Raw genomic sequence first — 18,960 nt, 5'->3', positions numbered from 1 at the left:
CGAGCCTTTTCGCGGCTACGACTGCATGGATGCAGGAGGTAGAGCGAAGCAGGATGCCCGAGCCGAAAGCCCCTCCCACAGGTCAATGGTATGGATAGTCAGTACAACTCGATGGCCACGGCAGTGGCTTCACCGCCGCCAATGCACACGGCGCCCACGCCACGCTTGAGTCCGCGCTGCTGCAGCGCCGCCAGCAGGGTGACCAGGATGCGCGCGCCGGAAGCGCCGATTGGATGACCCAGGGCGCAGGCGCCACCGTGCACGTTGAGCTTGTCGTGAGCGATACCCAGCTCACGCATGGCGACCATGGGCACCACGGCAAAGGCCTCGTTGATCTCAAACAGATCGACCGTCTCTAACGGCCACTCTATACGTGCCAACAGGCGCTGGATCGCCGAAACCGGGGCGGTGGTGAACAGGTTCGGCGCCTGGGCGTGGCCGGCATGGCCGACGATGCGCGCCAGCGGTTTCAGGCCGCGCTCCTGCGCCTGGGACAGACGCATCAGCAGCAACGCGGCAGCGCCATCGGAAATCGAGCTGGCATTGGCCGCCGTCACCGTACCGCCCTCGCGGAACGCAGGTTTCAAACCGGGAATCTTGTCCGGCCGCGCCTTGGGCGGCTGCTCGTCGCTATCCATCAGGCGCCGCTCGCGTCCCTGCGGCGCCTCCACGGCAACGATCTCGCCGGCAAAGCTGCCGTCCGCAATCGCCTGCTGGGCGCGACGAAGCGACTCCAGTGCGTAGGCATCCTGCTCCTCGCGGCTGAAGCGATATTGCTGCGCGCAGTCCTCGGCGAAAGTGCCCATCAGCCGGCCGCGCTCGTAGGCGTCCTCCAGACCGTCGAGGAACATATGGTCGAGCACCTGACCATGGCCCATGCGATAGCCGCCGCGCGCACGTGCCAGCAGGTACGGCGCGTTGGACATGCTCTCCATGCCGCCAGCCACCAGCACATCGGCGCTACCGGCGAGCAACTGGTCATGGCCGAGCATCAGCGCCTGCATGCCCGAGCCACACATCTTGTTAAGCGTGGTGCACTGCACAGCCTGGCTCAGGCCCGCGCCAAGCGCCGCCTGGCGCGCCGGAGCCTGACCCTGGCCGGCCTGCAGCACACACCCCATCAGCACGGTATCTACCGCCTCGGCGGCAAGGCCGGCACGCTCCAGGCTCGAGCGAATGGCCGCAGCGCCCAGCTCCGCAGCGGTAAGGCCGGCCAGATCACCGAGAAAGCCGCCCATGGGGGTGCGCACTGCGCTGACGATAACGACAGGGTCGGTTGGCATAGGCATGAAAAGGTCTCCTGAATATCGATCACTAAGTGTGGCTCTTGCTTAGCAAGCCTTCGTGAAGCAGGTTCTTGCAGAGATAGGCTTTTGTGGGAGCAGCCCTCTGTGGGAGCGGACTTGTCCGCGAAGCTTTCCAGGCAGAGATGCGCGGACAAGTCCGCTCCCACAGGGGCACGCAGCAGCGCGCCCTGCCATTACTTAGCCGCCATACGCAGCGCGCCATCGAGGCGGATCACCTCGCCATTGAGCATGGTGTTCTCGACGATATGCCGTACCAGCGCAGCGAACTCGTCGGGCCGGCCCAGGCGCGGCGGGAACGGCACATTGGCCGCCAGCGAGTCGCGCACCTCCTGCGGCATGCCGGCCATCATCGGCGTCTCGAACACGCCTGGGGCGATGCACATGACGCGGATGCCGGAACGCGCCAGATCACGCGCCGCCGGCAACGTCAGCGCTGCCACCCCGCCCTTGGAAGCAGCGTAGGCCACCTGGCCCATCTGCCCGTCGAACGCCGCCACCGAGGCGGTATTGATGATCACCCCGCGTTCGCCGCCTGCGTTCGGCATGTTCTGCGCCATGGCTTCGGCGGCCAGGCGCAGCAGATTGAAGCTGCCGATCAAATTGACCTCGACGGTACGGCGGAAACTGTCCAGACAATGCGCGCCATTGCGCCCGAGGACCTTCTCGGCCGGCGCGACACCGGCGCAGTTGACCAGCCCGTGCAGGGCGCCGAAGGCATCCAGCGCCTGCGCCACGGCTGCCTGGCCATCCTCTTCGCGAGTGATATCGGCGCGCACGAAGCGCGCGGCATCGCCCAGCTCGGCAATGGCCCGCTGACCGGCCTGCTCGTTGATATCCAGCAGCACCACCTTGCCGCCCTGCCCGACCAGCTCACGGGCGGTGGCCAGACCCAAACCGGAGGCGCCACCACTGATCAGGAATACGGATTCGTCGATACGCATGCTCAACCTCTGTGTTTGTTGTGCGGTGAGATTGACAGTCAGATTTGCACAGGTTTACGTTAACGTAAAGGTAAACGAGTAATGATCATGGCAACCACCTACTCAATCTCCGACCTGGCCCGCGAACTGGACATCACCACGCGCGCCATCCGCTTCTACGAGGAGCAAGGCATGCTCGCCCCCGAGCGGCGCGGGCAGGAGCGCATCTACAGCGCCAAGGACAAGGTGACACTGAAACTCATCCTGCGCGGCAAGCGCATCGGTTTCTCGCTCGCCGAATGTCGCGAGCTGATCGAGCTGTACGACCCGGAAACCGGCAGTCGCAAGCAGCTGGAAACCTTCATGGGCAAGATCGCCGAGCGCCGCCTGCAGCTTGAACAGCAACTGCTGGATATCCAGCAGATGCAACTGGAACTGGATACTGCCGAGGAACGCTGCCTCGCGGCCCTGGCTGAAACGACTGCCTAATCGCCCCCACTACAAGAACAATCGCAGGTGACCCCATGAGCTACCCCACCCTCAATTTCGGCCTCGGTGAAACCCTCGACATGCTGCGCGACTCGGTACACCAGTTCGCCCAGAACGAGCTGGCACCGCGCGCCGCGCAGATCGACCGTGACAACGAATTTCCCATGGACATGTGGCGCAAGTTCGGCGACATGGGCCTGCTCGGCATGACGGTCAAGGAAGAGTATGGCGGCACCGACATGGGCTACCTGGCGCATGTGCTGGCCATGGAAGAGATCAGCCGCGCCTCGGCGTCGGTGGGTCTGTCTTATGGCGCGCATTCCAACCTCTGCGTCAACCAGATCCACAAGAACGGCAGCGAAGCGCAGAAGCAGAAATACCTGCCCAAGCTGTGTTCCGGCGAGCATATCGGTGCCCTGGCTATGAGCGAGCCCAATGCCGGCTCCGACGTGGTGTCGATGAAGCTGCGCGCGGAAAAGCGCGGCGACCGCTACGTGCTCAACGGCAACAAGATGTGGATCACCAACGGTCCGGATGCCCACACCTACGTGATCTACGCCAAGACCGACATCAACGCCGGCTCGCGCGGCATGACTGCCTTTATCGTCGAGCGCGACTTCAAGGGTTTCTCCCGCTACCAGAAGCTGGACAAGCTGGGCATGCGCGGCTCCAACACCTGCGAACTGGTGTTCGAAGACTGCGAAGTGCCTGAGGAGAATATCCTTGGCGTCGAGGGCGGTGGCGTGCGCGTGCTGATGAGCGGCCTGGACTACGAGCGCACCGTGCTCTCCGGCGGCCCGACCGGGATCATGAGCGCCTGCATGGACGTGGTGCTGCCCTACGTGCACGAGCGCCAGCAGTTCAAGCAGTCGATCGGTGAGTTCCAACTGGTACAGGGCAAGCTGGCCGACATGTACGCCGGCATGAACGCCTCCAAGTCCTACCTGTACAACGTCGCCAAGGCCTGCGACCGCGGCGAGGAATCGCGCAAGGACGCCGCCGCGGTGATCCTCTACACAGCCGAGATGGCGACCAAGATGGCCCTGGACACCATCCAGCTGCTCGGCGGCAACGGCTACACCAACGAGTATCCGGCCGGGCGCCTGCTGCGTGACGCCAAGCTCTACGAAATCGGCGCCGGCACCAGCGAAATTCGCCGCATGCTGATCGGCCGCGAGCTGTTCAACGAGACCAAATAAGCCTGCGTAGCCCGGATGCAATCCGGGGAATCCTGTCCCGGATTGCATCCGGGCTACGAAATGGAGCGCCACCGATGGCCATCCTGCATACCCAGATCAACCCCCGCTCCCCCCAGTTCGCCGCCAACCAGGCAGCCATGCTCACCCAGGTGGACGAACTGCGCGCCCTGCTCGCCCGCGTCCATGAAGGCGGTGGCGCCAAGGCGCAGGAGCGCCACACCTCGCGCGGCAAGCTGCTGCCGCGCGAGCGCATCAAGCGTCTGCTCGACGCCGGTTCGCCCTTTCTCGAGATCGGCCAACTCGCCGCTCATGAGGTGTACGGCGAGGACGTGCCCGCCGCCGGGGTGATCGCGGGTATCGGCCGGGTCGAAGGTGTCGAGTGCATGATCGTGGCCAACGATGCCACGGTCAAAGGCGGCTCCTACTACCCGCTGACGGTGAAAAAACACCTGCGCGCCCAGGCCATCGCCCGCGAAAACCGCCTGCCGTGCGTCTACCTGGTGGACTCCGGCGGCGCCAACCTGCCGCGCCAGGACGAGGTGTTTCCTGATCGCGAGCACTTCGGCCGGATCTTCTTCAACCAGGCCAATATGAGCGCCATGGGCATCCCGCAGATCGCCGTGGTAATGGGCTCCTGCACCGCAGGTGGCGCCTACGTACCAGCCATGAGTGACGAGACCATCATGGTGCGCGAACAGGCAACCATCTTCCTCGCCGGCCCGCCGCTGGTGAAGGCGGCCACCGGCGAAGTGGTGACCACCGAAGAACTCGGCGGCGCCGACGTGCACTGCAAGACCAGCGGCGTTGCCGACCACTATGCCGAGGACGACGAACATGCCCTGGCCCTGGCCCGGCGCTGCATCGCCAACCTCAACTGGCGCAAGCTCGGCCAACTCGACAGCCGCGCGCCCATCGCCCCGCGCTACCCGGCCGAGGAGCTGTACGGGGTGATTCCGGCCGATGCCAAGCAGCCCTTCGATGTGCGCGAGGTGATCGCGCGGATCGTCGACGACTCGCAACTGGATGAATTCAAGGCGCTGTTCGGCACCACACTAGTGTGTGGCTTCGCCCGCATCAATGGCTACCCGGTGGCGATCCTGGCGAACAACGGCATCTTGTTTGCTGAAGCCGCACAGAAAGGTGCGCACTTCGTCGAACTGGCCTGCCAGCGCGGCATTCCGCTGCTGTTCCTGCAGAACATCACTGGTTTCATGGTGGGCAAGAAATACGAGGAAGGCGGCATCGCCAAGCACGGCGCCAAGCTGGTCACCGCCGTGGCCTGTGCCCAGGTGCCGAAATTCACCGTGATCATCGGTGGCAGCTTCGGTGCCGGCAACTACGGCATGTGCGGCCGCGCCTACGACCCGCGCTTTTTGTGGATGTGGCCCAACGCGCGTATTGGCGTGATGGGCGCGCAGCAGGCCGCCGGCGTACTGGTGCAGGTCAAGCGCGAACAGGCCGCACGCGCCGGCCAACCGTTCAGCGACGACGAGGAGCGGCGCCTCAAGCAGCCCATCGTCGAGCAGTACGAGCAACAGGCGCACGCCTTCTATTCCAGCGCCCGCCTGTGGGACGACGGTGTGATCGACCCGGCGCAGACCCGCGAAGTACTGGCCCTGGCGCTGTCGGCCAGCCTCAACGCGCCGATCGAGCCGACCCGTTTCGGGGTGTTCCGTATGTGATGAACAACTCCCCTCTCCCGCTTGCGGGAGAGGGGCCGGGGGGAGAGGGTTAAACGCTCGAAGCGCCCTCTCCCCAGCCCTCGCCCATGAATGGGAGAGGAAGCAAAAAGCAGATTCCGGAATTGACCATGACCGACTTCACCACCGTACAGCTTGAGAAAGACCCACGTGGCTTCGCCACCTTGTGGCTGAACCGCCCGGAGAAGAACAACGCCTTCAACGCCGAGATGATCCGCGAGTTGATCCTCGCCCTCGATGCCGTCGGTGAAGACAAGAGCCTGCGCTTTCTCCTGCTGCGCGGCCGTGGCAAGCACTTCTCCGCCGGCGCCGATCTGGCCTGGATGCAGCAGGCCGCCGCCCTCGACTACAACGCCAACCTGAATGACGCCCGCGAGCTGGCCGAGCTGATGTACAACCTGCACGGCCTGAAGATCCCGACCCTGGCCATCGTCCAGGGTGCAGCCTTCGGCGGCGCGGTGGGCCTGGCCAGTTGCTGCGACATGGCCATCGGCGCCGAGGATGCGCTGTTCTCGCTGTCCGAGGTACGCATCGGCCTCGCTCCGGCGGTAATCAGCCCCTTCGTAGTGCAGGCCATCGGTGAGCGCGCTGCCAAGCGCTACGCGCTGACCGCCGAGCGCTTCGACGGCAAGCGTGCCCGCGAATTGGGACTGCTCGCCGAATGCTTCCCGATTGGCGAGCTGGACGCTCAGGTCGAGGCCTGGGTTGCCAACCTGCTGCAGAACAGCCCGCAGGCCATGCGCGCCAGCAAGGATCTGCTGCGCGAAGTCGGCAGCGGCGAGCTGACCCCGGCCCTGCGCCGCTATACCGAGAACGCCATCGCCCGTCTGCGGGTCAGTACCGAAGGCCAGGAAGGCCTGCGTGCATTCCTGGAAAAACGCCAACCGTCCTGGCAGGAGCAATGACCATGATCGATACCCTGCTAGTTGCCAACCGTGGCGAAATCGCCTGCCGCGTTATGCGCACGGCCAAAGCCATGGGCATTCGTACTGTAGCCGTGCACAGCGCCATCGATGCCAATGCTCGGCATGTGCGTGAAGCAGACGTCGCGGTAAACCTCGGCGGTGCCAAGCCTGGCGAAAGCTACCTGCTGATCGACAAGATTATTGCCGCCGCCAAGTCCAGCGGCGCGCAGGCCATCCACCCGGGCTACGGTTTTCTCTCGGAGAACGCCGGCTTCGCCCGCGCCATCGAGCAGGCTGGACTGATCTTTCTCGGCCCGCCCGCCTCGGCCATCGAAGCCATGGGCAGCAAGTCGGCGGCCAAATCGCTGATGGAAGCCGCCGGCGTGCCGCTGGTGCCCGGCTACCATGGCGACAAGCAGGATCTCGACACCTTCCGCGAGGCAGCCGCGCGCATCGGTTACCCGGTGCTGCTCAAGGCTGCTGCCGGCGGCGGTGGCAAAGGCATGAAGGTCGCCGAATCGGAAGCGCAACTCGCCGAGACGCTGGAGTCGGCGCAGCGCGAGGCGCAATCGGCCTTCGGCGACTCGCGCATGCTGGTGGAAAAATACGTGCTCAAGCCGCGTCACGTGGAGATCCAGGTGTTCGCCGACCAGCACGGCAACTGCCTGTACCTCAACGAACGCGACTGCTCGATCCAGCGTCGCCATCAGAAGGTGGTGGAAGAAGCGCCGGCACCCGGCCTGAGCGCCGAGCAACGCCGCGCCATGGGCGAGGCGGCGGTCAAGGCCGCGCAAGCCATCGGCTATGTCGGCGCCGGCACGGTGGAGTTCCTGCTCGACGAGCGTGGCGACTTCTTCTTTATGGAGATGAACACTCGCCTGCAGGTCGAGCACCCGGTCACCGAGGCCATCACTGACCTGGATCTGGTGGCCTGGCAGATTCGCGTCGCCCGTGGCGAGCCGCTGCCGCTGAGCCAACAGCAGGTGCCGCTGAACGGCCACGCCATCGAGGTGCGGCTGTACGCTGAAGACCCGGATCACGATTTCCTCCCCGCTACCGGCACCCTGGCGCTGTACCGCGAGGCCGGCAATAGCGACGGCCGGCGTATCGACAGCGGCGTGGCCGAGGGCGATAGCGTCTCGCCCTTCTACGACCCGATGCTGGGGAAGCTGATCGCCTGGGGCGAGAACCGCGAGCAGGCGCGCCTGCGCCTGCTCGCCATGCTCGACGACACCCTGATCGGTGGGGTGAAGACCAACCTGGCGTTTCTGCGTCGCATTCTCGCTCATCCGGCTTTCGCCGCATGCGAGCTGGATACGGGATTTATCCCGCGCCATCAGCCACAACTGCTGCCCGCACCCGGCGAGCTGCCCGACACCTTCTGGCAATTGGCGCCCGATGCCTGGGTGCAGAGCGATGCACCGCTGCAACGCGACGATGATCCGCATTCGCCCTGGGCCGCCCGCAGCGGCTGGCGCGCCGGTGGCGCAGCAGAGGTCGAGCTGCACCTGAGCTGCCAGGGCGACAGCCGCAAGGTACGTGCGACCAACAAAGCCCGCTTGCAAGGCGAAGAGTTGCTGGCGGAGATCGACGGCACGCGCCAGCGTCTGCGCGCCATTCGCCGTGGCGACACGCTTTACCTACAGTGGCACGGCGAACTGCACGCCATCAGCCGCTTCGACCCTATCGCCGCCGCCGAGGCCAGCCATGCCCAGCACGGCGGCCTCAGTGCGCCCATGAACGGCAGCATCGTCCGGGTGCTGGTCGAGCCCGGCCAGGCGGTCGAAGCCGGCACCGCCCTGGTGGTGCTGGAGGCGATGAAGATGGAGCACAGCATCCGTGCGCCCGAGGCGGGCACGGTCAAGGCGCTGTATTGCCGCGAAGGGGAAATGGTCAGTGAAGGCGCTGTGCTGGTGGAGCTGGAGCCATAGGTTGGATCACGCTTCAGCGATCCACCGCCATCGCGCTGAATAAGGTGGACATGAAAAGCGATGCAGTTGTAGGAGCGAATTTATTCGCGATTGAATCGCTACGTTGCCACCGATTTCGCGAATAAATTCGCTCCTACAGACAATCCCACGCGGCGCAGCACGAATACGAGGAAAAACCAATGAGCCTGCCCCTATCCGTGCGTCTGGTCGAAGTCGGCCCGCGCGACGGTCTGCAGAACGAGAAGCAGCCGATCAGCGTCGCCGACAAGGTACGCCTGGTCGATGAGCTGACTGCGGCCGGTCTGAGCTACATCGAAGTGGGCAGCTTCGTCTCGCCCAAATGGGTACCGCAGATGGCCGGCAGCGCCGAGGTATTCGCTGGCATCCAGCGCAAACCTGGGGTCACCTACGCCGGCCTGACGCCCAATCTGAAAGGCTTCGAGGCCGCGCTCGAAGCCAAGGTCGAGGAAGTGGCAGTGTTCGCCGCCGCCAGCGAGGCCTTCTCGCAGAAGAACATCAACTGCTCCATTGCCGAGAGCCTGCAGCGCTTCGTACCGCTGATGGAGGCGGCCAAGGCCGCGAATGTGCGCGTGCGAGGCTACGTGTCCTGCGTGCTCGGCTGCCCGTATGACGGCGAGATCGATCCGGCGCAGGTCGCCAGTGTCGCTCGCGAGCTGTACGCCATGGGCTGCTACGAGGTATCGCTGGGCGACACCATCGGCACCGGCACGCCGGGCAAGACCCGCCATCTGATCAACGTCGTCGGCCGGGAGATTCCCCGACACCTGCTGGCCGGGCACTTTCATGACACCTACGGCCAGGCTCTGGCCAATATCTACGCCAGCCTGCTCGAAGGCATCAGCGTGTTCGACAGTTCGGTCGCTGGCCTGGGCGGCTGCCCCTATGCCAAGGGCGCCACCGGCAACGTCGCCACAGATGATGTGCTGTATCTGCTGCAAGGCCTGGGCATCGAAACCGGTGTGAACATGGACAGGCTGATCGCCGCCGGCCAGCGCATCTGCGAGGTGCTCGGCAAGGCCAACGGCTCACGCGTCGCCCGCGCCCGTCTGGCGAATCGCTGAGCGCGAACGCGTATTCGTGTAGGCATGAATTTATCCGCGATTTTTTCGCGGCTGAAGCCGCTCCTACACAGATGTCGCCCGGATGAAATCCGGGACTGTTGCTGCGCCCGGATTGCGTCCGGCCACATCGCCAGGCGAATCACTGACCGTCAATGCGCACGCCTGTAGGAGCGAATTTATTCGCGATCTTTCGCGGCTGAAGCCGCTCCTACAAAGACGTGAAATCCGCGGCTGTTGCGGCGCTCAGGATGCCTCCGGCTACATCGCCAGACGAATCGTATGAGCGTCAACCCGCTCGCCTGTAGGAGCGAATTTATTCGCGATTTTTTCGCGGCTGATGCCGCTCCTTACAGGCTGATGATCACTTCGCGGCGGTCACTGTCTTACTTCATAAATGCCTGACGTTAGAAGGTGGAGGCCGGATGTGCAGGCCACATCACCAAGGCCAGAGCAGCCTTTTGCGCTAGGGTTGAAGTACCGACAAGCAACGACGAGGACTGACCATGCAGCAACCTCTGTGGGCGCCTACTGCCGAGCGTGTCGCCGCTAGCCGAATGGACGCTTTCCGCCGTTTCGTCAATCAGCGCCACGGCTTGCAACTGGCCGACTACCCTGCCCTGCATGCCTGGAGCGTCGAGCAACGCGAGGCCTTTTGGCCGGCCATCGTCGATTTCTTCGAGATTCGTTTCCACAGCCCCGCCGACTGCGCGCTGCGCGAAGGCCCGGCAATGCCGGATGCGCAGTGGTTCCCCGGCGCCACGCTGAATTTCGCCGAGCACCTGCTGCATCGCCGCGATGGCCATCCGGCGCTGGTGGCCATCGGCGAGGAGGGCAGCCGCGAGCAGCTCAGTCATGCGCAACTGGCCGCCCATGTCGCCGGCCTGCAGCGGGCTCTGCGCGACGCCGGCGTCGGTCTCGGCGACCGCGTCGCGGCGTTCATGCCCAACACCTGGCAAACCGTGGTGGGTATGCTTGCCAGCGCCAGCCTCGGCGCCACTTGGTCAAGCTGCTCGCCGGACTTCGGCACCCAGGGCGTGATCGACCGCTTCGGCCAGATCGAGCCCAGGGTGCTGATCGCCGCCGCGGGTTATCGCTATGCCGGCAAGCGAATCGACCTGACCGACAAGCTAAACGAAATTCTCCATCAACTGCCCAGCCTGGAACATCTGGTCATCGTGCCCTACTCACGCGACGAGGCCAGCCCTACTGATTACGAGTCCGTTGCTCCAGCGACTCTTTGGCAAGACTTCTACCAGCCCGGCGGCGCGCCGCAGTTCATGCCGGTATCCTTCGATCACCCGCTCTACATCCTCTACTCCAGCGGCACCACCGGCGCGCCCAAATGCATCGTCCACGGGCACGGCGGCACGCTGCTGCAGCACGTCAAGGAACTGGGCCTGCACACCGACCTGAGCGCCACCGACACCCTGTTCTACTACACCACCTGCGGCTGGATGATGTGGAACTGGCTGGTATCCGGCCTGGCCCTGGGCGCCACCCTGGTGCTTTACGACGGCTCGCCTTTCCATCCCGGTCCCACGCGCTTGATCGACCTGATCGACGCCGAGGATATAAGCGTCTTCGGCACCAGCGCCAAGTTCATCGCCGCGCTGGAGAAAGCCGGCGTCAGACCGCGCGAAAGCCATAAACTGCGAAGCCTGAAGACCATCCTCTGCACCGGCTCTCCGCTAGCCCACGAAAGCTTCGACTACGTTTACCGCGATGTGAAACCAGACCTGTGCCTGTCATCGATCTCAGGTGGCACCGATATCGTCTCCTGCTTCGCCCTGGGCAACCCGACCCTGCCGGTTTGGCGTGGCGAGCTGCAGTGCAAAGGCCTGGGCATGGACGTGCAGGTTTGGAACGAGCTGGGTCAGCCGGTTCATGGCGACAAGGGCGAGTTGGTCTGCACCCGGCATTTCCCCTCGATGCCGGTGGGCTTCTGGAACGATGCCGACGGCGAGAAGTTCCGAACCGCCTATTTCGACACCTTCCCCGGGGTCTGGGCCCAAGGCGACTATGCCGAAGAAACCGAACATGGCGGCCTGATCATCCACGGCCGCTCCGACGCCATACTCAACCCTGGCGGCGTGCGTATCGGCACCGCGGAAATCTACCGCCAGGTGGAGAAGGTGCCCCAGGTGCTGGAGTCCATCGCCATCGGCCAGGACTGGCAAGGCGATGTGCGTGTGGTGCTGTTCGTGCGACTGCGCGAGGGCGTGACGCTAGATGAGCCATTGCGCGAGGAGATCTGCCAGCGCATTCGCGCCAACACCACGCCGCGCCATGTGCCGGAGAAGGTCATCCAGGTCGCTGACATCCCGCGCACCCTCAGCGGCAAGATCGTCGAACTGGCGGTGCGCAATATCCTCCACGGCCGGCCGGTGAAAAACACCGATGCCCTGGCCAATCCACAGGCACTGGAGTTGTATCGCGATCTGCCAGATTTGCAGAAATAAATCTGCTGACACAGACCAACGCCACGGCAAGCGCTGCCGCCTCTATACTTATCCGACCAAAACGATAGGATTTCGTCGTGCTCAAACGCCTCTGCCTGGCTCATGCGCTGCTCTTCGCTGCAGTGGCGTCGGCCGATGAGCCGGTCAGGCTGTACATGCCGGATGCACCGCCACTGGCAATGAACAATTACGCCGGTGGCCATGGCATGGTGGGTGACGTGGTGCTGGCGGCGCTGGCCAGAATCGGCGAACTCTCCCAGATCGTCGCAGAACCCTGGCCGCGTGCGCAGGTAAGCGTCGCCAGGGGCAGCGACATGCTGATCATTCCGCTGTCGCGCACGCCAGAGCGCGAAGAACTCTATACCTGGATCGCCCCGATCATGAAGTTGGAGCGCGCCTTTTTCACCCTCGACGAACCCGTCCAGAGCTTTGCCGAGGCTCGTCAGCGCTATCGCCGCATCGGTGTCGGCATGGGCACCGCGCAAGTCGGCATCCTGCAGCGCGAAGGATTCAGCGACGAGCAGATCGTGCAACTGAAACTGGGGGAGAACCCGGCTCATCTGCTCGTGCTTGGGCGCATCGACGCCTGGTTCACTGGCGTGCCCGAAGCGCTGTATATCTGGGAGGGTTCGGAGTACCGCAAGCGCAATCTGCGCAGCAGCCCGCCGCTGACCAGCACCGACATCTACCTTGGCTGCTCCAGGCAATGCGACGCGCAACTGGTCGAACGCTTGCGCACCGCCATCAAGGAACTGGAGCTAGACGGCGTCAGCCTAAGGTTGCGGCAGGCCTATCTGCCGCTGCAACCCGATCCCTAGATCCCCTGCCGCCCCGGGTCCTCGGGCGGCTGCTCTTCCTCGATATCCTCCAGCTTCAGCTCCAGCCCCCAATCGCCTGCCGAGGCGGCCTTTGGTGCAGCGACGGGCGCGGCCACCGGCGCAGCGGCAGCAGGTGCCGGCCTGGCATTGGCCGGATTGTCGCGATAGAGCTTGAGCTTCAGGCGCACGTTGTTCGCCGAGTCGGCGTTCTTCACCGCCTCTTCTTCATCGATGGCGCCTTCGTGCACCAGATCGATCAGCGCCTGGTCGAAGGTCTGCATGCCCAGGTTCTTGGATTTTTCCATGATCTCCTTGAGCTCGGAGAATTCGTTGCGCTTGATCAGGTCGCGCACCGTCGGCGTCCCCAGCATCACCTCCACCGCGGCGCGGCGCTTGCCATCAACGGTCTTGACCAGCCGCTGGGAGACGAACGCCTTGAGGTTGTTGCCCAAGTCGTTGAGCAGCTGCGGTCGGCGGTCTTCCGGAAAGAAGTTGATGATGCGATCCAGCGCCTGGTTGGCGTTGTTGGCGTGCAAAGTGGAGATCGCCAGGTGCCCGGTGTCAGCAAAGGCCAGGGCGTGCTCCATGGTTTCACGGTCGCGGATCTCGCCGATCAGGATCACGTCCGGCGCCTGGCGCAGGGTATTCTTCAGCGCGGCGTGGAAGCTGCGCGTGTCCACACCCACTTCGCGCTGGTTAATGATCGACTTCTTGTGCCGGTGCACGTACTCCACCGGGTCTTCGATGGTGATGATGTGGCCGCCGCTGTTGCGGTTACGGTAGTCGATCAGCGCCGCCAGGGAGGTCGACTTGCCCGAACCGGTGCCGCCGACGAACAGCACCAGGCCGCGCTTTTCCATCACGGTACCGAGTAGCACTTCCGGCAGCTTGAGGTCTTCGAAGCGGGGAATGTCCAGCTTGATGTTGCGCGCGACGATCGACACCTCGTTGCGCTGCTTGAAGATGTTGATGCGAAAGCGCCCCACACCAGCCAGCGAGATGGCCAGGTTCATCTCCAGTTCGCGCTCGAATTCCTCGCGCTGCGCGCTATCCATGATCGCGTCGGCGATAGCCGCCACGTCGCCCGCCTTCATTGGCTCCTGGCTCAGCGCCTTGAGTACGCCGTTGAATTTCGCACAAGGCGGCGCACCGGTGGACAGATACAGATCGGAGCCATCCTGACTGGACAGGATTTTCAGCATTGCGTGGAGATCCATGGCGGCGTTTTCCGTGGGCACGATTGAAATACCATAGGCCATGATTCGCCCGCACCGCGGATGAAACACACCCATAAAGTTGACGCCATTCTGCTGGCGCAACGAATGCTGGCACAATAGCGCCCTGACAGAATTGAGGAACCCATCAATGGCAAAGGCAATGGCCCGCCACATCCTGGTCAAGACCGAGGCGGAAGCGGCCGCCTTGAAAAAGCGCATCGCCGCCGGCGAAGCCTTCGATGTGCTGGCGCGCAAGCACTCCACCTGCCCCTCCGGCAAGAAAGGCGGCGACCTCGGCGAAGTGCGCCCCGGGCAGATGGTGCGCGCGGTGGATCAGGTGATTTTCAAGAAGCCGCTGCGTGAGGTGCATGGCCCGGTGAAGACCCAGTTCGGCTATCACCTGATCCAGGTGTTCTATCGCGACTGACCCGGCTCAAGCGCCTGAATCACCCATGAACTCGACGATCTTGCTTCTGAGCCAGCGCTCGGCCGGGTCGTTGTCGGTCACCCCACTCCAGACCATCGACAGATCTGAGGTGACCAACTCGAATGGCGGATCATCAGCGCGTAGCCCGGTGCCTTCGATCAATGCCGTTGCTGCGTAATCCGGCACCGAGGCGAGCATTTCCGTTCCGGCGATGATCGAGCGCAAACCGCTGAACTGCGGCACGGCCAGTACCACGCGACGTGAGCGATCCAGGCGCGCCAGGTCGTTGTCGATGTTGCCGCACAGATCGCCCGAGAACGACACCAGCGCATGCGGCCGCGAGCAATATTCGTCCAGTGTCAGCGCGCCGGGGCGATCGTCGCCACGCAGCACCTTGACCTTCATTTCACGCAGTTTGCGGCGCTTGGCGTTGGCCGGCAGTTCGGTGGTGTAGCTGACGCCAACGGAGATTTCCCCTGAGGCCAGCATCGACGACATCAGCAGGAAGTTGACCCGCCGCACCACGATCACCACCTCGGGCGCCTCTTCACGAATCTGGTTGAGCAAAGCCGGGAACAGGCCGAACTCGGCGTCATCGGACAGGCCGATACGGAAGGTGTCGCGGTTGGTCGCCGGGTTGAACTCGCGGGCACGGCTGACCGCGCCGGAGATGGTGTCCATCGCCGGCTGCAACTCCTTGAGAATCGCCAGCGCCCGCGCGGTCGGCTCGAAACCGCGACCATTGCGCACCAGCAGCGGGTCGTCGAACAGGTCACGCAGCCGGGCCAGCGCCGCACTGACCGCCGGCTGGCCGAGAAACAGCTTCTCGGCCGCACGGGTGAGGTTCTTTTCGAACATCAGGGTTTCGAAGATCACCAGCAAATTCAGGTCGACGCGGCGCAGGTCGTTGCGATTCATCCAGAGGGCCTCAGGGCGCAGGTTTGTTGGCGCATTAAAGCAGCAACTCCCGTGCCCACATAGCCCGATCAGAGTCCCAGTTCGGAAAGCCCTGGATGATCGTCAGGACGACGCCCCTGAGGCCAGCGGAACTTGCGCTCGGATTCCAAGATCGGCAAGTCGTTGATGCAGGCATAACGGTTGATCATCAGGCCGTCGGCACCGAACTCCCAGTTCTCGTTGCCGTAGGAGCGAAACCAGTTGCCCGAGTCGTCACGCCATTCGTAGGCATAGCGCACGGCGATGCGGTTGTCGGCAAATGCCCAGAGCTCCTTGATCAGACGGTACTCCAGCTCCTTGGCCCATTTGCGCTCGAGGAACGCACGCGCCTGATCGCGGCCATTGGCGAACTCGGCGCGGTTGCGCCAGCGCGTATCGAGGCTGTAGGCCAGCGCGACCTTGGCCGCATCACGGCTGTTCCAGCCATCCTCGGCCAGGCGAACCTTCTCGATGGCGCTCTCGCGAGTGAACGGCGGCAGCGGCGGACGAACTTCAGTATTTGACGACATGACGGCACCTCAGGCTTGCGGGGGGTTGTGCCCATTGCTGGGCGATAGGGATTGCAGAAGCAATTGCGCAGTACGACCAGCGCTGTCGGCGGCATCCGCCTGGCCGGTCACCATGGCGACGGCGGTCGCGCCATCGATCAGCAGGAGAAACTGCCTGGCCATATCCTCGGGCTCGGCAAAGCCGCCAGCCGTGGTCAGCTCGTTCAGATAGGCCAGCAGGCGCTGTTTGTGCAGCAGCGCGACGGCGCGGATTTCACTGTCGAGGTCACCGATCTCGCCAGCCGCATTGATAAAGGCGCAGCCGTGGAAATCAGTCGCTGAAAACCAGGCGCGCAGAAGCGGGAATACAGCCAACAAGCGCTCGCTTGGCGAGCCAGCCGAGGTACCCGCGATAAACCACTGCATCCAGCGCTCATCACGCTCGCGCAGTGCCGCGGCGACCAATGCTTCCTTGGTCGGATAGAGGCGATAGATGCTTTTGCGCGCCACCCCGGATGCCTTGACGATGGCGTCCATCCCGGTGGCATTGATGCCGCCGGCATAGACCAGGCTTTCGGTGGCTTGCAGCAAACGTTGCTGTAGAGAGGCGTCTTCGAGCATGGTTCAAACCAGAGAGAATGATCGTTCTCAATAAAGTAGAACGATCATTCTCTGTGGTCAACCGATTTTTTCGTAAGTTGGGGACGAGCGGTAGATCAGTAGAGCGCGCCAGCACTTCAGCATCTCGACGGCGTGAGCCTGACTTCGCAGATGCGCCTTGCAGGCTGAAGGCCGCTCAGCGCCGCTCCGACACTGGCGTGTGCTCGGCCATCAGCTCCACCACCCAGTCGATGAATACCCGCAGCTTGGCGCTGACGTGGCGGTTCGGCGGGAAGGCCAGGTACATCGGCATCGGTGTCATCTGCCAGTCCTCGAACAGGCGCACCAGTTCGCCGTTGGCCAGGTGCGGCCTGGCCATGTAGTGCGGCAGCCAGAGCATGCCCAGGCTTGCCAGCCCGGCGGCCAGGTAGGCATTGCCGTCATCGACGGTCAGCAGCGGGCGGCCCTGCGCCTCGATGCGCTCCTCGCCGCGCCACATGACATAGGGCAATGCCTTGCCGGTGCGTGACCAGAGAAAGCCCACGGTGCTGTGTCCGGCGGCCTCCAGCTCACTTGGGTGCGTCGGCGTTCCGACGCGCTGCAGGTAGCTGGGCGTGGCGTAGATGCCGAGTTGCAGGTCGCCCACATGCCGCGCCACCAGCGACTGATCGCTGATCTCGCCACCGCGCACCACGCAGTCGACGTTCTCGCCGATGATGTCGACGATGCGATCGCTCACGCCCAGGGTCAGCTGAATTTCCGGATAACGCGCATAGAAAGCCGGCAGGGCCGGAATCAGCAGCATGCGTGCGAAGGGGCTGGGCACGTCCACACGCAAACGCCCGCGCGGGGCCAGCGACGCGCTGGACAGGCTGGTTTCGGCATCGTCGACATCGGCCAGCAGACGCACCACGCGTTCGTAGTAGGCGGTCCCATCGGCCGTGACGGCGACCTTGCGCGTGGTGCGGTTGAGCAGGCGCACGCGCAGCCGCGCCTCCAGTTGCTGAACCAGCTGCGTCACGCTGGTCTTGCTCATGTGCAGGGTTGCAGCCGCTTTGGTGAAACTGCCGGTTTCCACCACCCGGGCGAAGGCCTGCATCGCGTCGAAACGGTCCATTTCACGTCTCTCTCAGCCATTGATTGTTTGGATTCTACAAACAGTCATGACCAGAGTTGCTCATTTATCCAGTGCGGCGACGTTCTTAGAGTGAAGCCATCGACAACAGCGGGCCACATCGGCCCCGACGGAGGCAACAATGACCAGCAAACGTGATGTGGTTTTCCCGGCTGAGCGCCACGCCCTGTACGAGCGCCATCGCTACTCGCCGGCGATTCGCTCCAACGGCTTTCTGTTCGTGTCCGGCCAGGTCGGCAGCCGCAAGGACGGCTCGCCCGAGCCGGACTTGAAAGAGCAGGTGCGTCTGGCCTTCACCAACCTCAACGCAATCCTCGCCGAGGCCGGCAGCAGCTTCGACGATGTGGTCGACACCACCATCTTCATGGTCGACCCGCACGCGAAGTTCGAAACCATCTGGGAGGTGGCAGCCGACTACTGGGGCGAAGCGCCCTACCCGACCGTGACCGCCATTGGCGTGACCTGGCTGTCCGGTTTCGATTTCGAGATCAAGGTGATCGCCAAGCTGCGCGATTGAGCAGTGGCGGTGTCCCTCTGCCGACCGCGGAGGGACATCGCCAGGCGGCTCAGAGGTGAGTGAAGACGCGCTCGGCCGGCAGACGCGACTTCGGCAGCGCGGCGTTGAAATCGCTGTCGCTGCGATGCCCCAGAGCCACCGCCACCATGCTGCTCAGACCCTGGGCGGTCAACCCCAGCTCTTGGTCCAGGGCCTCGCGGTCGATGCCTTCCATCGGCGTGGCATCGATACCCTTGGCAGCCGCGCCGAGCAACAGGGTACCGAGCGCCAGATAGGCCTGCTTCTCCGCCCAGTGCGGAATATCGCCCAGGCCACGGTGCAGCTCGACGTAGCTGCTACGGGTGTTGTGCTGGGTGGTGCGCGCCGCATCATCACGGAAGCGGCCATCATCGGCCTCTTGCTGCAGAACATCGGCCAGGTAGGCATCATCGAGGTCGCGGCGGGCGCAGATCAGGATCACATGCGAGGCATTGAGAATCTTCGGCTGGTTGTAGGCGAAGCCGCCCTGCGCGCCCTTAGCCAGGCGCGCCTTGCCTTCGGCGGTGCTCGCCACGAGGAAATGCCATGGCTGCGAGTTGACCGACGACGGCGACAGGCGCAGCAACTCCAGCAACTCGTCGATAATGGCCTGATCCACCTGGCGGCTGGCATCGTAGGCCTTGGTGGTGTAACGCTGACGCGCGAAGAAAACGGGGCTCATGGACGACCTCCTAAGGAATGGATGGAGCGAAATGGGCGCTAGTTTGAACCATGCGGGCGAGTGAAAAAAGCGGCCATCGGCAGCAGGCGTTTCAATGAAAAAATGAAAA

At 63.9% G+C, this 18,960-nt stretch carries 18 protein-coding genes; 10 read left to right on the top strand and 8 right to left on the bottom strand.

Going from position 1 to position 18,960, the window contains the following annotated elements:
- Nucleotides 1-98 precede the first annotated feature (98 nt).
- Nucleotides 99-1,283, bottom strand: coding sequence for an acetyl-CoA C-acyltransferase (locus B2U07_RS09500; RefSeq protein ID WP_275545348.1), 1,185 nt, complete (start codon nucleotides 1,281-1,283; stop codon nucleotides 99-101).
- Nucleotides 1,284-1,480: 197 nt separating this feature from the next.
- On the bottom strand, nucleotides 1,481-2,248 hold the full coding sequence (locus B2U07_RS09495; protein ID WP_197859135.1) for a 3-hydroxyacyl-CoA dehydrogenase: 768 nt from the start codon (nucleotides 2,246-2,248) through the stop codon (nucleotides 1,481-1,483).
- Nucleotides 2,249-2,335: 87 nt separating this feature from the next.
- Between B2U07_RS09495 and B2U07_RS09490 the strand changes: the two genes are divergently transcribed.
- The 8 genes from B2U07_RS09490 (at nucleotide 2,336) to B2U07_RS09455 (ending at nucleotide 12,810) form a co-directional block, all read left to right on the top strand.
- Complete coding sequence (locus B2U07_RS09490; protein ID WP_059392556.1) at nucleotides 2,336-2,716, top strand: MerR family transcriptional regulator; 381 nt, start codon at nucleotides 2,336-2,338, stop codon at nucleotides 2,714-2,716.
- Between the two features lie 35 nt (nucleotides 2,717-2,751).
- Nucleotides 2,752-3,915 (top strand): isovaleryl-CoA dehydrogenase, encoded by a 1,164-nt coding sequence (locus tag B2U07_RS09485; protein WP_275545242.1) that lies wholly within the window; start codon nucleotides 2,752-2,754, stop codon nucleotides 3,913-3,915.
- Between the two features lie 74 nt (nucleotides 3,916-3,989).
- Nucleotides 3,990-5,597, top strand: a complete 1,608-nt coding sequence (locus B2U07_RS09480) for a carboxyl transferase domain-containing protein (RefSeq protein ID WP_275545243.1) — start codon at nucleotides 3,990-3,992, stop codon at nucleotides 5,595-5,597.
- A 128-nt stretch (nucleotides 5,598-5,725) separates the two neighbouring features.
- Entirely contained in the window at nucleotides 5,726-6,520 is a 795-nt protein-coding gene (locus B2U07_RS09475) for a gamma-carboxygeranoyl-CoA hydratase (protein ID WP_275545244.1), read from the top strand.
- Between the two features lie 2 nt (nucleotides 6,521-6,522).
- The gene (locus B2U07_RS09470) at nucleotides 6,523-8,451 is read left to right on the top strand and encodes an acetyl-CoA carboxylase biotin carboxylase subunit (protein ID WP_275545245.1); all 1,929 of its coding nucleotides are present in this window, start codon (nucleotides 6,523-6,525) and stop codon (nucleotides 8,449-8,451) included.
- A 179-nt stretch (nucleotides 8,452-8,630) separates the two neighbouring features.
- Nucleotides 8,631-9,533 (top strand): hydroxymethylglutaryl-CoA lyase, encoded by a 903-nt coding sequence (locus tag B2U07_RS09465; RefSeq protein ID WP_275545246.1) that lies wholly within the window; start codon nucleotides 8,631-8,633, stop codon nucleotides 9,531-9,533.
- A 503-nt stretch (nucleotides 9,534-10,036) separates the two neighbouring features.
- On the top strand, nucleotides 10,037-11,992 hold the full coding sequence (locus tag B2U07_RS09460) for an acetoacetate--CoA ligase (RefSeq protein WP_275545247.1): 1,956 nt from the start codon (nucleotides 10,037-10,039) through the stop codon (nucleotides 11,990-11,992).
- Nucleotides 11,993-12,069: 77 nt separating this feature from the next.
- Entirely contained in the window at nucleotides 12,070-12,810 is a 741-nt protein-coding gene (locus B2U07_RS09455) for a substrate-binding periplasmic protein (protein ID WP_275545248.1), read from the top strand.
- Here B2U07_RS09455 and B2U07_RS09450 read toward each other — a convergent pair.
- Nucleotides 12,807-14,027 carry a PilT/PilU family type 4a pilus ATPase gene (locus B2U07_RS09450; protein WP_275545249.1) on the bottom strand — a complete coding sequence of 407 codons (1,221 nt, stop codon included), beginning with the start codon at nucleotides 14,025-14,027 and terminating at the stop codon, nucleotides 12,807-12,809. The genes B2U07_RS09455 and B2U07_RS09450 overlap by 4 nt on opposite strands.
- Before the next feature lie 148 nt (nucleotides 14,028-14,175).
- Between B2U07_RS09450 and B2U07_RS09445 the strand changes: the two genes are divergently transcribed.
- Nucleotides 14,176-14,454, top strand: a complete 279-nt coding sequence (locus tag B2U07_RS09445; protein ID WP_013715799.1) for a peptidylprolyl isomerase — start codon at nucleotides 14,176-14,178, stop codon at nucleotides 14,452-14,454.
- Nucleotides 14,455-14,460: 6 nt separating this feature from the next.
- Here the strand turns inward: B2U07_RS09445 and B2U07_RS09440 are convergent, their stop codons facing one another.
- From B2U07_RS09440 to B2U07_RS09425, 4 genes are all read right to left on the bottom strand, one after another.
- The gene (locus B2U07_RS09440) at nucleotides 14,461-15,372 is read right to left on the bottom strand and encodes a LysR family transcriptional regulator (protein ID WP_275545250.1); all 912 of its coding nucleotides are present in this window, start codon (nucleotides 15,370-15,372) and stop codon (nucleotides 14,461-14,463) included.
- Between the two features lie 68 nt (nucleotides 15,373-15,440).
- The gene (locus B2U07_RS09435) at nucleotides 15,441-15,920 is read right to left on the bottom strand and encodes a nuclear transport factor 2 family protein (protein WP_275545251.1); all 480 of its coding nucleotides are present in this window, start codon (nucleotides 15,918-15,920) and stop codon (nucleotides 15,441-15,443) included.
- A 9-nt stretch (nucleotides 15,921-15,929) separates the two neighbouring features.
- A complete protein-coding gene (locus B2U07_RS09430; protein ID WP_275545252.1) occupies nucleotides 15,930-16,520 on the bottom strand; it encodes a TetR/AcrR family transcriptional regulator in 591 nt (196 codons plus the stop codon).
- A gap of 175 nt (nucleotides 16,521-16,695) precedes the next feature.
- A complete protein-coding gene (locus tag B2U07_RS09425; RefSeq protein ID WP_275545253.1) occupies nucleotides 16,696-17,616 on the bottom strand; it encodes a LysR family transcriptional regulator in 921 nt (306 codons plus the stop codon).
- A gap of 139 nt (nucleotides 17,617-17,755) precedes the next feature.
- Between B2U07_RS09425 and B2U07_RS09420 the strand changes: the two genes are divergently transcribed.
- Nucleotides 17,756-18,151, top strand: coding sequence for a RidA family protein (locus B2U07_RS09420; protein ID WP_275545254.1), 396 nt, complete (start codon nucleotides 17,756-17,758; stop codon nucleotides 18,149-18,151).
- Nucleotides 18,152-18,200: 49 nt separating this feature from the next.
- On the opposite strand, the gene nfsB is transcribed toward B2U07_RS09420, so the two are convergent.
- Nucleotides 18,201-18,851 carry an oxygen-insensitive NAD(P)H nitroreductase gene (gene nfsB / locus B2U07_RS09415; protein WP_275545255.1) on the bottom strand — a complete coding sequence of 217 codons (651 nt, stop codon included), beginning with the start codon at nucleotides 18,849-18,851 and terminating at the stop codon, nucleotides 18,201-18,203.
- Nucleotides 18,852-18,960 lie beyond the last annotated feature (109 nt).

The organism is Pseudomonas sp. UBA7530 (assembly GCF_002479365.1).
In the GTDB taxonomy this organism is placed as follows: Bacteria; Pseudomonadota; Gammaproteobacteria; order Pseudomonadales; family Pseudomonadaceae; genus Aquipseudomonas.
This window is presented reverse-complemented; position numbering and strand designations above follow the sequence as displayed.

Excerpts from the sequence above, each read along its gene's own strand:
- B2U07_RS09430 (WP_275545252.1), bottom strand. The coding sequence starts at position 16,520 with ATGCTCGAAGACGCCTCTCTACAGCAACGTTTGCTGCAAGCCACCGAA.
- B2U07_RS09450 (WP_275545249.1), bottom strand. The coding sequence starts at position 14,027 with ATGGATCTCCACGCAATGCTGAAAATCCTGTCCAGTCAGGATGGCTCC.
- B2U07_RS09490 (WP_059392556.1), top strand. The coding sequence starts at position 2,336 with ATGGCAACCACCTACTCAATCTCCGACCTGGCCCGCGAACTGGACATC.
- B2U07_RS09470 (WP_275545245.1), top strand. The coding sequence starts at position 6,523 with ATGATCGATACCCTGCTAGTTGCCAACCGTGGCGAAATCGCCTGCCGC.
- B2U07_RS09440 (WP_275545250.1), bottom strand. The coding sequence starts at position 15,372 with ATGAATCGCAACGACCTGCGCCGCGTCGACCTGAATTTGCTGGTGATC.
- nfsB (WP_275545255.1), bottom strand. The coding sequence starts at position 18,851 with ATGAGCCCCGTTTTCTTCGCGCGTCAGCGTTACACCACCAAGGCCTAC.
- B2U07_RS09435 (WP_275545251.1), bottom strand. The coding sequence starts at position 15,920 with ATGTCGTCAAATACTGAAGTTCGTCCGCCGCTGCCGCCGTTCACTCGC.
- B2U07_RS09420 (WP_275545254.1), top strand. The coding sequence starts at position 17,756 with ATGACCAGCAAACGTGATGTGGTTTTCCCGGCTGAGCGCCACGCCCTG.
- B2U07_RS09465 (WP_275545246.1), top strand. The coding sequence starts at position 8,631 with ATGAGCCTGCCCCTATCCGTGCGTCTGGTCGAAGTCGGCCCGCGCGAC.
- B2U07_RS09500 (WP_275545348.1), bottom strand. The coding sequence starts at position 1,283 with ATGCCAACCGACCCTGTCGTTATCGTCAGCGCAGTGCGCACCCCCATG.
- B2U07_RS09485 (WP_275545242.1), top strand. The coding sequence starts at position 2,752 with ATGAGCTACCCCACCCTCAATTTCGGCCTCGGTGAAACCCTCGACATG.
- B2U07_RS09475 (WP_275545244.1), top strand. The coding sequence starts at position 5,726 with ATGACCGACTTCACCACCGTACAGCTTGAGAAAGACCCACGTGGCTTC.
- B2U07_RS09495 (WP_197859135.1), bottom strand. The coding sequence starts at position 2,248 with ATGCGTATCGACGAATCCGTATTCCTGATCAGTGGTGGCGCCTCCGGT.
- B2U07_RS09425 (WP_275545253.1), bottom strand. The coding sequence starts at position 17,616 with ATGGACCGTTTCGACGCGATGCAGGCCTTCGCCCGGGTGGTGGAAACC.
- B2U07_RS09480 (WP_275545243.1), top strand. The coding sequence starts at position 3,990 with ATGGCCATCCTGCATACCCAGATCAACCCCCGCTCCCCCCAGTTCGCC.
- B2U07_RS09445 (WP_013715799.1), top strand. The coding sequence starts at position 14,176 with ATGGCAAAGGCAATGGCCCGCCACATCCTGGTCAAGACCGAGGCGGAA.
- B2U07_RS09460 (WP_275545247.1), top strand. The coding sequence starts at position 10,037 with ATGCAGCAACCTCTGTGGGCGCCTACTGCCGAGCGTGTCGCCGCTAGC.